The organism is Candidatus Uabimicrobium helgolandensis (genome assembly GCF_041508025.1).
Lineage (GTDB): Bacteria > Planctomycetota > Uabimicrobiia > Uabimicrobiales > Uabimicrobiaceae > Uabimicrobium > Uabimicrobium helgolandensis.
Window position 1 is genome coordinate 2,560,298 of record NZ_CP165719.1, and the last position, 15,471, is coordinate 2,575,768.

Genomic DNA, 15,471 nt, shown 5'->3' on the forward strand with positions numbered 1-15,471 from the left:
TATCTTTCTTGCATACCGCCGCTGCTTACCCCGTTAGAATACTTTCTCGTTTCAACTAGTTTTCAATTTTGTATACTGCCTTCATCTTGACAGAACAGACTCGGCTTCTAAATTTAATCATTTCGAGGTTACGTACACGTTCACTTTCGTTGCGGTCTACTAATTTGCTCGCCATTCCTTGAATGACTTTTTCAACAGGCTTCGAATACTTGATTTCTCGTATATCCGCTGTTAAGCTACATAGCTCTAGTTTTTACTATGGAAGGACTTTCACCTTCTAGGTAATTACAGCTTGCTGGACGCTCTCTGTCACTGAATAGGTCGATAAGTTTGTCTCCATGAAAAAGGTCTGACACTTTCATTGTGCGCTTTTAGTTTTGGGGTGAGTCTGGCATGAAGATTATATGCCACGAAAAAAGTCTGACACTTTCATTGTGCGCTTTTAGTTTTGGGGTGAGTCTGGCATGGGACTTCCGTTATTGCTTTTCGCTTGTACATATGATTCTTTCAACGTTTCATACCTTGATACGAAATCTATTAGGAAAGCGTAGTATGGGAGATCCATCCGCTGCGTTTGACCGGGCGGCTGCTGGAAACATATTAATGGTAAAATATGTGAACCCTTTTTGCAATCGAAAGAGCAATCACGGAAAAACCTTTTACCTAAAGATAATGCGCCAGCCTTCGACCCTACCCTATTTTGCATAAGAAACAACTTAGTGCTTTTTGTTTGTTGAGCCTGACACCGATATTTTTAGTAAGACTATATCGTATAGTTTTATTTATTAAAATATACGATATAGTCAAGTTCAACAGTTAATCTCGAAAGTCTGGATCGTAAGTACTTAACCTGCAGAGCAAATCTAATTAAAAAACATGCGACAATGAGGTAAATATGACTGAATAGTTAGTATATCGTTATAGCCTATGGGATTTCTAGCAAGTTTGAGTAAAGACAAGTTTTTTAATTTCTTAATACAAGATGGAAGGCTTTCTAACTTATTAAAAGACAAATTTAAAACTTCAAGCGTTTTTATTTTTGTAATACCACGAGGAAGCGTTGTAAGTCCACTATATGACAAGTCTAAAACCTTCAATTTTCTAAGACTTTCTATATTTTCGGGAATGTTTTTTAATCTATAATTTTCTTTAAATCGAAAAAAGTTTGCTTGGTGCATAAGATCTAATTCAAGGTTTTTCCTTGTAAAAGGTCGTTTACATTTAGGTTTGTGTATAACATACAATTCAGTTAGATCTTTCAAATCGTAAACGTAAGAATTAATTTTTTTTGAATAGCTTTCTGCTAATACATACAAAGCAAAAACATTTACGAATTTACAATTATTGAATTTACATCCTTTAAGGTTTGAAAAACTTATATTCTCAAAGTTACAGTTATCAAAACAAGAATTTTCTATTTCGTATACAAAATCTTCTTCTAAAGAAAAGAAGCAATCTTGGTACAAAGTAGAGCTTTCGATATTTTTCATATTTTTGTTGTATATATTTTTTTTGAATTTCTTTTTAAATAATTTTAACATTATTTCCTCAAATTCTTTATTTTCTCTGCCTTTTCTATCAAAAACAAGTTGTACTTTTCTAAAGAAGTGTAGATATACTGTCCACCATAACGAACAGCGGTAAAATCTATAATTAAAGGTATATTAGTCCCAGCGTAATTAAGACCTTTTCCTTTAATTATATATACAGCGCAGTGTGCTCCTAGAGAATTTTGAGGAGATAGTACACTATACCCAGATTTAGATAGTGCTTTAAATATCTTATTCTTAGCTATAAATATCTCACCAGCTTTACCTGTTCTTTTTGGATTTTTTGCTTTACTTGTTTCAAAAAGAGTAGAAAACTGCCAAGCTGCTCCACATTCTGCTAAGTTTTGATTTTTTCCTCTATATGCTAAGTACTTTGAATAGAACATTCCTTCTATAATAGCTTTTGCAACATCGGGATTTTGAATGACAGACTTTATTTGCTCTGCATACTCTTTTATTTCTTCGAAAGCCTCAAGTATTTCGTTAAATTTCTTATATAATTTCTTTACTTTCTTGATTTTTTGCCCAGCCTTTAGTGCATTACGCATAGCTCCAAGAGGAGTAGAAGATGCTAAACTTTCCATGACTTGCATAAAAAAATTACGACGTGTTGTTTTTAAAACCTCATCTTCTTTTTCTTGTAGGTCTCCTAGCATTAAATCTGCCAATTCTCTTGGAACTATTCCTCTTACCTTTTCTACAATGACCTGTCGTGCTTTGTCTAAAGCTTCTTCTTTTAAATATTTTTGAATTAACTTAGTTAATAATTTATTTTCACCAGTAGGATCAAGATATGAATATGGATTTCCGCCAAAAGCTTCATAAAGTCCATAAGAATCAATATAACCCAAAGGATCACGTTGAATAAACCGCCCAAGTTTCTGATTATAATACCTATTGCGAAAATACATCAACGAAGTTTCTTCGTCAAGTCGCCGCCCTTGAAAACCATAAACAATCTCTTCAAAATCGGTAAACACCTCCAAATCGTTATCGGAATTCACCACAAAGATCTCGCCATAGGTCGTCAACTCAAAACGAAATACAACATTACCACCAATATCGGTAATCGCAGTAGTATCCCCACGATGATTTGAATGAAAATATCTTTCTTCGGAAATAGTACTACCAGTCTCATCGTATATCGCCATCTGCAAATGTTCGTCGATCCCAAGGCCATCAACAAACTGCCGTGTTACAACTTCGTCTCCAAACGCTTGCCCAGCTTCACGCTGTTGTTCGCGTTCTTCAACCACACGCCAACCACTATAGAAAAATGAGCGACGCACATCTTTGTTAATTATACCACCTGGAGCGCATCCGACGCGGGCAATATTTGAAATTCTTGTTTCTTCTAAGTTGCCTACGAAGTTACCTCTTCCGAGAAAGGTTCTTACTGTTGGATCGATTACGACGTTTCCAGTGAGAGGTTTTTCGGCTAAGAGATTGCCGTTTACAAAGATTTTTACACTTTGTCCGTCATAAACTCCAGCAATATGAATCCATGTAGATAGCGGTATGGCAACATTTCCTCTTACCCTCGTAGTAACAGGCTGGTTTGCGCCGTCCAAGGTATGGATAACAAACACAGGCTTTAGCCTACTGCCGTTTATTTTAAGGTTAAAACTGCCTTTGCGTCTTACCAAGGGACTGCCTAAGTTTTCGACGTCATTTGCATCGACGAATACAAACGTTTCCACGGTCAACTGATCTTGAATGTTATCAAGAGAAGCTGATAATGGCATCCGTAAACGCTCTCCGTTGAAACTCAGAGAGCGAGTGTTAAATAGTCCGTCTTCTCTCGTGGTGTTTTTTGGATTCGTAATATCATTGCCGTTGCCTGAGCTGTCTATTATCGGGCCATTTTCATTATTATAGCGATAAAGTGCTAAGGTATTTGCGTCGGCTACGGCTTCGCCTTGTGAAATGTCACAGGTTGTTAGCTCTTGACGTGTAAACTCCTTTGTTGTACGACGGTTGGCGAAGTCATATTTATAAGTTGCGATAACTTCATTGTTCGCTTTGTTGTTGATTTGGGTGATGCGGTTTAGCGCGTCATAAGTGAAAAGTCTTTCGCCGTCGTCGGTCATGTTTCCGTTGTCATCGTGAACAAAGGCTACACCGCCAAATGCGTCGTATTCGTTGACTTCATTTACGGTTTGCGTTTTTTCTTCGCCGTCAATGGTTGTTTTCGCCCAGTTGCCTACACCGTCTAATTGCCAACTTTGACTTTGCGAGGTGTTCCCCAGGGTTTCATCTTCTTTTATTCGAGCACGTTTGAAATCTACTACGCGATACAGCGAATCTAGTTCATATGTTTCACTAAATCTATTGCGGCGTAGGTTCTTCTTTTGGGTTTTGAAATTAACTCTATTATACTGATATTCGTACTCTTGGATGCGTTTTCCGTTTGGGCGGAGGTGACGCATTTGTGTTAGGCGCGGTAAATTGTCATATCCAACGTTACTATCGCCTTCGTCATTTAGAGTAGTGAATTTAGTACCGTTTTTATAGAGTCTTTCGATGACGCGCGCTCCGATGTAGTCGTAGCTTGCGATCGCGGTTGTTGATGCAGCATCTTTGATTTCGCCTACGCGATTTATTTTATCGTAGGTGTATTCAACTACGCGTTCGTTTGGATAAGTACAATCTGTCAAATCTGCGCTTTCACGCCAGTTCATCGAAATCACCTTGCCGTTTTGTTGTTCTTCTACTAAGCGACTTAACGAATCGTAATTTCTTGTTATTGTAGTGTTATCTTGCGCGTCGTTTGGATTGTTGTTGTCAACCGCCAAAGTTAAACGTGACAGTCCATCGTATTCGTAGGTTTGTTGAGTTGTACCTTCGATGTTTGTGGCACGGGTTATGTTTTTTGTTGTGGTGCGGTGAATACCGTCAAATACATAGTCGCAAACACTGCCGTTGTTATCGGTGGTGCGAATTACGTTGCTGTCTTTGTCATACTCTACAGTGGTTTCGCGGGTATCGGCGTAAACGGTTTTTGTTAGACGATTCAGGTTATCGAATTCGTACGTTGTGGTATTTCCGTTGTCGTCAGAGACGTTTATTACCCTTGAATTTTGATCGTAGGTGGTGAATTCGGTTATCTTGCCATCGGTGTTTGATGGGTTTGATAAATCTAATGGGTTGCCCCCTTCGCCATCTACACGTAGTTCACGGGTACTCTCGAAAGACCTTGAAAGACCATCGTATTTCGTTTCAGAGATATTGCCTTCGCTGTTGATGTTACCCGCAAATAATCCTAGTGGATCAGCTATTTCTGCTCCTTGGGCATCGGCGGTGCGAATTAAGAGATCTCGGCTGGAGTAAGTAAAGTAGCTGGTTTGTCCGATGTTGTTGGTGGTTCTTTCTACGCGGTTTAGCGCATCGAAAACGTTGATTGTTTCGAAGGTTTCGCTGGCTATTCTACCGGCGGAGTTTACATCGGTTCTCGTTATACGAATTGGGTTACTGTTATTGTCGTATACTATATTTTGTTCGTTGTTTTCAGCGTCAACCACTCGGATTCGTCTTTGAGCTCCATCGTATTCAAACGAACTTGTTTCTTTGGCACCTTGCGGACTTGGACTTGTGGTGAACGTTACTCTTGAGTTGCGATCGTAGTCTACGAAGGTGGTTACTTTGCCGTCGTTTGGATTAGCATCGTTATCGTCTAGGACTATTGGTCTTACGGTGTTTACTCCGTTTGCTACAAACAAATGAGTGTCGGTTTGGAACACGCGACCGATTTCGTCGTACAGCATTTCACTTTTGGCTAGTAGAACATTACCAGCGGTGCTGTTCGTAGCACGACTTGCTCCACCTATCGGGCCAAATGTTTCGGCTAAAATTGCGTTACTGTCTGGATCATAAGTTACTATCGACTCATTTCCAACAGCATCAATGGTGCGTTTTACACGGTCGAAACCATCTAGAATTATCGTAGTCACTTCTCCTGAACCGTCACCGTTATTATCTTCAGCATCGATCGTTGTTATTATGTTTCCGTTGTTATCTACATTGAAAATAAAAGTACGCTCGTCAGTTGATCCAGCACCAGAAGTTTTTGTAAATACAAGATCTCTTTCATCTAAAACATAGGAAACTGTGTTGTTTTCCTGATTACCATTTACTGATTCAGGAGATTTGGTGAGTATTACATTTTCGTTGGCGTCGCGGAATATTTGAGTTGTAATTACTTCTGAGTTACTTACAGTTTGCTGTATCTCGATTGGATTATTTAAGATATCATATTTTATTATTGATGGAAGAAAATTTGGCAAATCGGGGTTGTTGTCGTCGCGAATTTCTACTTGTGTTTCTACTACGTTATTGTTTGCGTCGTAGAAAACTCTTGACTTGTAAGCGAAATTTGTCAAATTTTGCTCTGGTGACGCTGTGACATCGGCAGCTCTGGTGGCTTCTACTAGTTGATTTAACTCGTTGAAAACCATGGTGTGCTTGATTCCGCGACCGTCTATTATCTCGGTGCGATTTCCTACACGGTCGTAGCCGAACTGTGTTTTTATCTGCGTCGGAGCTGAGTTTCCGCGATAGCGCGTGCTGTGCGAATCGTCGGTTATCATTTCCTTTAGATATCCACCGGTTTGGGTGTCGAAAGGCTTACCAGCGTTGTTGTTTCCAGTTAGGATATCCGCACCATCGCCATCAGGATCTCCTTCAGTAAAATAACTAAACGTCGTTACTTCACCTTCAGGTGTTTCCGTGAATACATATTGACCAAATTTATTGTAGGCCATACGCGATTCGATTATTTGAATTGTGCTGCCTTCTACTCCAGATTGCAGTGATCCACTTAAAAGATTTACATTTGGTTGGCGCACAACTATAGTGTTCCCACATATGTTATCTACGCGACCATCGCCATTTAAATCGCCAGAATTGATTCGATCTTGTACCGAACTAATATCTACTCCGAATTTATCTATAAGGTCTTGTAGAGTGAATCCACATGCACAGCCCGTAGTATCAAGGTCTGCTTCAAAGTAATCTGGAATTGATTCTGTTGTGTATCTTCCTTCAGCGTTTGCTCCACCATTTTGTGGTTGGTACTGCGGATCTAATTCCCTTGGAGATCTTACGCGTAAGATTTTGTTGTAAACCGGTTCGTATTCGTAATCTATACGAATAAATTGTTGGTCACCACCTCTTGCTGCGTCGGGTGTTTTTATTACTGTTAATAGATTTCCTTTTTGGAATTGGTCTTGGGCTCCGTCGTTGTATACAAATTGAACTGAGTTACCTTCTGGCATTGTTATTTTCGTATTTAACTGTATATCATTGTATTCGTAAAGAGTGATAAAAGACGCAGGATCTCCAGGACGAATTCCTCTCGTTTTTTCTTCTTTCTTTAAAAGTAACCCTTCGTTGTTGTATGAAAACACAGTTTCATTGCCATTACGATCAATTACTGTTGTTTGTTCTTTGATCTCAGTATTGTCTTGTGGGTTTGGGTTTATTATTTGTTTTGCGTAGGTAATTGTTCCACCGACTGCCACACCACTATCGTTTGTTCCGCCCCACTGTTGTGTTAGAATTTCATCGTTTGCGTTGAAAGTGTTGATAACTCTTGCAGGACCGTTGTTTGCTACTTCGTTTGGAAAAGTTGCTGTTAACATGTTGTTGTTTAACTTCTCGTCATTAAAACCTTCAGAGTAAGTAAATTCACATGTTTTGCCATTCGGAAAATCATTAAAACCTGTTCCTGTGACGGCTGGAGTTGTAATACTAATTAAATTATTGTTGTCATCGTATACAAAATTAACTTCTCTTTGGATAAAGTCCTTGATCTGAGTTATGTGGCCCCTGTCATCTGTTGTATAATCGATTCTACGCGAGAGACTGTCTAGTGAAAATTCGATTACTCCTTCGTTACTATAGGAGTGAGTAATTTTATTACCACAAGGTGTTGTTATTGATTCGAGTAAACCCTCTTTCGCTGACCCATCTATTGGGAAGAAACGATAAATCATACCGTCTCTTTCGCGCAACAATACAAAACTGTCGTCGTCCTCTATCATTCTCTTAAAATGGAAATCAGGTGAAACAAACTCACTATTTACAACTTCATACTGATCTCCGCGCAACCGACCACTGTAGAGTACAACCGAGCCATCTTGTTGTGGCACTATTCTTCGCGAGTGATTATCAGACCAGTTGTTTCCAAAACGTCCTTCAAATTGAACGCGTGAACGATATGTTAATTGAAATTCAAAGTCTAAACCTCTACCTGCTATATCCAGTACACTTGTACCCATAATGTAATCAAGTGAGTTCAGAATAATTGGATCTCCAGCGTTGGCATCTGTACCTGTAAGATTTACAGTTGCTGATGTTCCAGCCGTAAAGCATTTACAAGTACTGCATCCGCAGTTTGCTGAGTTTCCAGTCTTGTTCATTGCTACTGTTACACAACTTGGGTTATTCACTGCTGGATTGTGGTATGGATGTTCTGTTGTCACAACACTACCATCATTTTCTTTTACTTCGCGGTCAAGTCCACCGCCTTGATTTTGATTTTCTCTATAACAATTGAATGTTGGGTTCGTTGTTGTTTGGCCGAACATCGCAATAATGTTACCAATATCATTGATATCTGTTGCTATTCCACCTGTTGTTGCTTCTTGTGGATTTGCAATTGTTTCTACTGGTAAGAATGCATCGTTTTCAAAGTTTCTGGCGTTAATCACTTCTACACCGTTATTAACCGCCACTGAGACCGCGACACCTTCATTTTGTTCGTTTATTGTGAAACTTTCGATAAACTCATTATTTCCACCAGGAACTAATATTTCTTCCGAAACTCTTTGTCCGCTTTGGATAGTAATTGCGTTAAAATCTCCTGTCGCAATATCAAAGTTTATTGCAAGATATCTTTCTGTTCCTATGTTTTGTAATTCCGCACCTACAGTGCTTGATCCATTGTTGGCATCTACGATAATTGGTGTCGTGAAAATAGTAAGTTTTGAGCTAAAGAATGTATGAAAAAGTCCATCTGTTCCTTGTTGACCAAAAATAATCGCTTGCCCATCTTGTGATAAGCGATAAGTTAGTACTGATCCGACTCCTGTATCAATAGGAAAACCAACCCACGTTGCTCCACCATCAAAAGAAACTTGCGCTTGCAAACGATCATTACCACTTGCGTCCTTTTGCTTGAACACAGCTGATATTGATCCATCACCACTATCCTCAAAGTTGACATTAAAGGAAGAAAGGAGGTCAAGATTCACATCTCCAATCGGAGACGACTCTTGCCAATTCGCAGGATCGCCAATTGGACCAAATGCTGCAAACAATTGATCTTTACCTGAATTGCTGTCAAACTTTTTATATATCGCAACACCATTGCCAGCGTCAGTTACCAAGAAATTCTTTACTTCTATGTCACCACTCATTGCTGGAATGTCGCCTTGAGGGACAAAGCTGCCATTTTGAAATTGGAATAACGAAGCAATATTTGAACCTTGAACGACAGCGGTTATTTCTCCTGAGCTGCTTTTATTTGAGAATACACTAGCATTTGTTATTGGTGACAAAAGGTTAAAATTACCAAAATTTGTTCCGTCAAAAATAACAAAGCCAGCACTACCGCTTTGCTCGACTGTCGCAACTGCGGTAGTGTCTCCAGTAAAGAGCACTTGTTTTTTCTGAATATCTGGTGTTGCAAAGGCTTGCGTTTCGCCTTTCCACTCTTTTTGTGCAAATGCTGGTGCTGTAAACAGCAACATTACCCAAAATAATGCTAAATATTTATTCACTATTGTTCCTCTCTAACTAACTGCTGATCAACATTGTTAATTTTTGCTTTATACACAAAAATGAAAGTTGTTAAAACTACATAGACTTAATAAAAGAGCTACAAGAAGTAATTTCCATAAATTTTTGTTATCGTTTTCTATACCACTCTTGTTGGGTGAGTGATAAAAACATTTTGTAGAATGAGTATCTATATATAGATACTCTTCAGAGTAAAAAAGCGGCAATAAATAATTAGACAATTTTTACTCTAATACATTCAAATTCTAGGGCGTGTCATCATTCAATACAGATAAAAATATAACGGATTCATTTAATGATACGCCAGTAGTATTGAGCCCGAGCCCGTTTGCAAGCCCGCGCCCGAAAACTTTTTGAGAGCGACAGAAAGTGATTTATTGGTTCAATACTAGTTTTTTGCGATGGAAAAAGAAACTTTGCTTCTTTGATAGAATTGTTAGTGAAAGTTTCGGAAACGGGCTCGAAAAAACACACAATATTTTGAATGATGACACGCCCTAATTTTAGTAAAAAATATAGGTCAAATTTTTTTGTATAGCACTTATATTTACGATCCAAAGCGAGTAACGCACATACTATATTTCTGTTTTACTCAAATGAAAAATACTCATGAATGAAAAGCAAATAAAAGAAGTAGATAACAAACTTGTTGGACCAAGATTACTTTGTGAGATTCGCGGCAAAAAGAAAGCCAACTCTCCTTGTAATTTTTGTCAATGTTGGCAAGGGATGAAAAAAATATATTGTCGTGGATGTGGAAGCGATGATTACTGATTTGAGTATAGCAATTGAAACGGCGGAAATAGCACAAAAAATGATCCTTGATCACGAAAGAATTGTTAAAGTAACAGAGATAGAAAGGGAAAATTACTTAGAGAACTCTTTGTAAACCAGAACCATTTATTTTTTGTGCAAATTAAAATACGTATTTGGCAAACGCGTGACGCCATTTTTACCTCATCAATTACTTATAGAGGCGACCGAGATTCTTTCTATTTATTTAAGTGGAGAAAAAGTATTCTTTTTAATTCTGAAATCACCAAAGGATGAGAAGTGCATACGTGCCATTCAGGAACAATAACCTCAGATTCAGCATTATCTAGGTGAGAGCTAGCATATGTTACGACATTGTCAGTCCACTCTTCTTTTGGTCCTTCAGTCACTGTATTGCCAATAATACTATGATAAGGAATATCTATCTTCATTTTATCTAGCGCATCAAAAATAGGATTACCTGTAGACAAACTACTAACACTATTGATTTTTAGGTCAATATTTTCTCCACGTAATGCAACAAACTCCCCCACTAATTTTGCCATATTTAATATCTGTATAGGTAAATTGATAAATGATGATAAAAAGCGCGCTAGCCAGTGATTTCCATATTCGCTGCCACGGTGAGGAACAGCAATAAAGACCACTCTCTTTATAAAGGAATGTGGTTTAAAAAAAAGGGCTGTCTTCGCTAACTCTACCATTTTAGGGTTAAGGTCTTTCTTTTTTTTATCAAAATCTTCATCACTCAACAAGTTCCACAAATGATTTTCACTATGGCTAATATTCATACGCGTAACTAAACCACCCATGCTATGACCAACGACGACCATTTGTTGAAAATATTTATTTGTATTCTCTGGGTCCAAAATGGAGGCTAATTTTTTCAATTTTTGGCGAAATAATGTGGCTGAATACATAAAAGGATTTCCGGTAGGATAGATAAAAAACCAAAATTGATACTTATCTTTAAATCGAGGATCACCGCGTAAATCATTTACTGTTTGAATCCATGTTAAAGGGCTAGAAAATAGCCCGTGAACAAACACCACTGGGATTTTATTTTCATTATAAGGTTCTGTCATAAATAAACGTAATTTATCTTCTTCTTTCGCTGAGTCAAATAAACTAGAGAACTCGAATTTATGAAAATTGTGAATACCAAGTAAGTGAGCAAATGGCTTCGTTATATCAGTTTCCAAGGAAACTCTTTTATCATCAACACTGATGTAATTCACTTTTAAAGTATTGTAAAAATCAAGTTTTATATCGATTTGATTTGGTTGATCAAAAAACGATCCAGTGATCTTAGCGAATATTGTTGCTGGATAGCTTTGTTTCCCCTCTAAATAAAATTCATCAATACCTGTTTGCGATATATCAGGATAACCTTTTAAAATAAGAGGAACACCTAAGCCGTAAGTTTCGTAAGAGTTGGTCATTCCAGTTAATTTATACTGATCTGCAAATAAAAAGCCTGTTATATTTTCATCAGCTATATCAAAATCGTGATAAACAATCGGCCAATTCAATGTCCTCAAAAACATCTCGTCTGACTCTTTTTTTTGCTTTTGACTCACAAATAAACACTTCGCTAAAGATTGGCTATATATATCCGACATCAGTTTTAAATTGATATCGAATGTGTCGGGAAGAGAACCAAGTTTATCATCAAACATATAAAAGTAACTATACTTCATACTCTCAGTGTAATATTTAATTTGTTTGTTATAGTTACTTTGTTGCGTTGCATGGTAATAATAAAGTTCTGCTATAGCAAAACAACCAATGCGACTTTTATCCTCCTTGCACTTTACAATCAGTTTTTCAATAGCCAACGATGGATCTGTAATAAACAAATCATTCAAAAAATGAATGCGTAGTACTTGCCGCGTCTGACTACTTAAGTTGTCTGAATTTAAAATATTGCTTTGTCTCTCACTCCAAGATGACTCAATTGTGGTAGGAGTAAATTGAATTGGTGAAGAAAGGCAACCAAAGAATATTAGCGGCAACGCAAGTAAAATAACATGTATTTTCATGATGATATTCCTAAAAACAATTCTAATTCCTACATATGCTCTACAAAAGTCACAGTTCTTTTTTCAATAAAAAGCTATTACCTCTAAATTTTAGAACACAAATAACACTCAGAAAAAAAAGAATAAAATAAGTACTCGGTTCTGGAACTGCTGCTATTTCGAAAGAAAATTCATTGACAGCAAGCGCCCCTGGAGCATCAATCTCAAAAGAAATTGTATCGGTATTGATATCTGAAAAAATAATATTGCCACTTCCAAAATCATCATTGCGAGAAGTAGTTATACGGTTATCTATATCAATAAGATCTCCATCTAGTGCACTAGGAGTACCTAAGTTAAAATTAGTAATAAACTCATTACTGGCTACTCGACTAACATTGACACTAAAAAATTGAACATTTGAACTAAATTGAAGAGTCACGAACGCAATATTTGCACTAGTATCATCTCTAAAAGCTGTGGCTCCAAATGACTCCGTATTAGTAGTAGTTAGCTCGATATCTACGCCATCAATTGATGTACTTCCTACAAATGGTATCCCACCGCCAAAAGCAAAATTTGAAGTAATTATTTCAGCATGTAGAGGAGCAAGAAAGCACAAAATAATAAACAGGTATTTCATATTTATCCTTTTTTTGGTCATAAAGTTCTTAGAATATTCCTTAAAATAATAGGGCGTGTCATCATTCAATACAGATAAAAATATAACGGATTCATTTAATGATACGCCAGTAGTATTGAGCCCAAGCCCGTTTGCGAGCCCGCGCCCGAAAACTTTTTGAGAGCGACAGAAAGTGATTTATTGGTTCAATACTAGTTTTTTGCGATGGAAAAAGAAACTTTGCTTCTTTGATAAATTGTTAGTGAAAGTTTCGGAAACGGCCTCGCAAACGGGCTCGGGCTCGAAAAAACACACAATATTTTGAATGATGACACGCCCTACATCAAAACAAAAATTTGTTCGAGAAAAATATCCGATATCTATAAAATCCTACTTTTTAAATTTTGTAGAGCTTTTTTTGCACTTAGCATAAAAGATGGTGAAGTGCTTTTTGCTATTTTTTCTAAAATAATGAGAGCTCTTTGATCTCCCATATTTCCTAAAGCTGTAGCTGCTATAGCCACCATTTTTTCATTTTCATCTTGAAGATATGGAAAAATAAAAGGTATAGCTTCTTTTGCTTCTGTATGCATTTTTCCAAGAACATGAATTGCATACATACACGTTTCACCATTTTGTTGACTTATCAAAGAAATTAGAGGCTTAATAGTTTCAGTATCTTTTATATCTCCCAAAGCATGCATGGCATAATAGCGTACGTTTTCACTTGGGTCGCTACACATAAGCTCTAAAAGTTTGAATGTCGAACGAGTATCTTTTGTTTCACCTAATGTATTTGCAGCTATTTCTCTAATTCGATCGCTTTTACTATCTAAAAATGAAATCAGGTCTGGTACAAGTGCTAGTATATTGTCTTCCATATAACGAATAGCCAGTATCAAATAGTATTGAATTTCAATGCGACTATATGCTAACGCTTCACGTACGAGTTGTATGCCATTTGGCTGATAATTAAGTGCATGGCCAAGAGCGATAGCAGCATTATATCTTAATTCGCTATCTCCAAGTAGTTTTACTAAATCAGGAATCACCGCTGAATCAATGTATTTAGCTGTTTGTAGTTTTTCTAAATATTCTCTATCCATAATTTAATCTTTCACTATCTGAATCTAGAATCTTAGGACTTCACTCTATAAATTTTTATACCTTAAATGAATAGAATTGTCCTTCTGTAAAGATGCAGGGACGTCCTTTGTGAGTGTCCGTAATACCTCAGAACAAACACCTCTTTTTTTCGAACATCCCTACAGTCTTTATGGTTGTTGAATAGTTTTATCACAAAGATTCCACCGTCAAAAGCAATTTCTGACGATTACGATCGGTTTTGAATCTTATCTACCTCTGTGATTTTTATAAACAAGCATCTAGCAAAAATGAAAAGAAGCAGCTGTTGATAGTTCGTGTTCTATTTCAAGCAATCGATTATATTTAGCAATACGCTCACTACGACAAGCCGATCCAGTTTTTATTTGTCCACCACCCATTGCGACAGTCAAGTCAGCAATAAATGTATCACTTGTTTCTCCTGAACGGTGGGATATAACAAAATTCCATCCTGCCTTACGGCACAATTGAATCGTTTCAACTGTTTCTGTCACCGTACCTATTTGATTTAACTTTATCAGTACAGCATTAGCGCTTTTTTTCTCAATACCTTTTTGTACAAACTCTTTATTAGTTACAAATAAATCATCGCCAACAATTTGTACTTTATTTCCTAAAACAGTTGTTAGTTTATTAAAACCATCCCAGTCATTTTCATCTAGACCATCTTCTATAGATATAATATGATATTTTTTGCACCAATCTTCATACAGTGCAATCATCTCATCTGTTGTTTTCTTGCCTGCACCAGACCAATGCATATCATAGCTACCTTCTTTGTAAAAAGAACTTGCAGCGCTGTCTAAAGCAAGAGCTATATCTTTACCCGGTTCATAACCTGCTTGTACGATTGCTTCAAGAATAAGTTCGCACGCTTCATCATTGCTCTTCAAATTAGGGGCAAACCCTCCTTCATCGCCGACTGATGTTGCATATTTTTTCCCTTTTAGAATTTTTTTCAGGGTGTGGAAAGTTTCGGTTCCGTAACGCAGTGCTTCTGAAAATGAAGGAGCACCTATAGGCATAACCATAAATTCTTGTAAATCAACGCTGTTGTCCGCGTGTTCACCCCCATTTAAAATATTCATCATTGGTACAGGTAAACGGAATGCTCCCACGCCGCCAAGATATTTGTATAAAGGTAAACCACAAGCTTTAGCAGCAGCAACAGCTGTCGCCATTGAAACGCCCAAAATAGAATTTGCACCTAACTGCTCTTTATTTTTACTACCATCAAGCTCAAGCATCGTTTTATCAACTTCACTTTGGTTAAAAGGATTCATTCCTTCAAGTTGCGGAGCAATACGCTGGCGAATATTCGCAATAGCTTTTTGCACGCCTTTTCCACAGTAACGTTTATCATCACCATCGCGTAGCTCAAGAGCTTCGTGTATACCAGTAGATGCTCCAGAAGGAACAGAAGCACTACCTGTGATTTTATTATCAATAGTAACGTAGGTACGTATTGTTGGATTACCTCGCGAGTCGAGAATTTCCATTGCAGAAACATTAGTTATCTTCATTATGGTTTATCCTAAAAATAAAATTATATGGACCCTTATTAAAATTTTCTCTATAA

The 15,471-nt window shown here is 37.3% G+C and carries 7 protein-coding genes; 1 reads left to right on the forward strand and 6 read right to left on the reverse strand.

Features of this window, described 5'->3' with window-relative positions:
• Positions 1-863: 863 nt before the first annotated feature.
• Entirely contained in the window at positions 864-1,541 is a 678-nt protein-coding gene (locus UABHE_RS09300) for a hypothetical protein (protein ID WP_372369980.1), read from the reverse strand.
• Positions 1,541-9,331, reverse strand: coding sequence for an RHS repeat-associated core domain-containing protein (locus UABHE_RS09305; protein ID WP_372369981.1), 7,791 nt, complete (start codon positions 9,329-9,331; stop codon positions 1,541-1,543). Before UABHE_RS09305 ends, UABHE_RS09300 begins: the two co-directional genes overlap by 1 nt.
• 628 nt (positions 9,332-9,959) lie before the next feature.
• Between UABHE_RS09305 and UABHE_RS09310 the strand changes: the two genes are divergently transcribed.
• Positions 9,960-10,124: a hypothetical protein gene (locus tag UABHE_RS09310; protein ID WP_372369982.1), complete on the forward strand. Its 165-nt coding sequence runs from the start codon at positions 9,960-9,962 to the stop codon at positions 10,122-10,124.
• Between the two features lie 218 nt (positions 10,125-10,342).
• Here the strand turns inward: UABHE_RS09310 and UABHE_RS09315 are convergent, their stop codons facing one another.
• The 4 genes from UABHE_RS09315 to eno form a co-directional block, all read right to left on the reverse strand.
• The gene (locus UABHE_RS09315) at positions 10,343-12,166 is read right to left on the reverse strand and encodes an esterase/lipase family protein (RefSeq protein ID WP_372369983.1); all 1,824 of its coding nucleotides are present in this window, start codon (positions 12,164-12,166) and stop codon (positions 10,343-10,345) included.
• A gap of 49 nt (positions 12,167-12,215) precedes the next feature.
• Positions 12,216-12,788 carry a hypothetical protein gene (locus UABHE_RS09320; RefSeq protein ID WP_372369984.1) on the reverse strand — a complete coding sequence of 191 codons (573 nt, stop codon included), beginning with the start codon at positions 12,786-12,788 and terminating at the stop codon, positions 12,216-12,218.
• A gap of 359 nt (positions 12,789-13,147) precedes the next feature.
• Positions 13,148-13,873 carry a HEAT repeat domain-containing protein gene (locus tag UABHE_RS09325; protein WP_372369985.1) on the reverse strand — a complete coding sequence of 242 codons (726 nt, stop codon included), beginning with the start codon at positions 13,871-13,873 and terminating at the stop codon, positions 13,148-13,150.
• A 279-nt stretch (positions 13,874-14,152) separates the two neighbouring features.
• The gene (gene eno / locus UABHE_RS09330; RefSeq protein WP_372369986.1) at positions 14,153-15,415 is read right to left on the reverse strand and encodes a phosphopyruvate hydratase; all 1,263 of its coding nucleotides are present in this window, start codon (positions 15,413-15,415) and stop codon (positions 14,153-14,155) included.
• Positions 15,416-15,471: the final 56 nt, after the last annotated feature.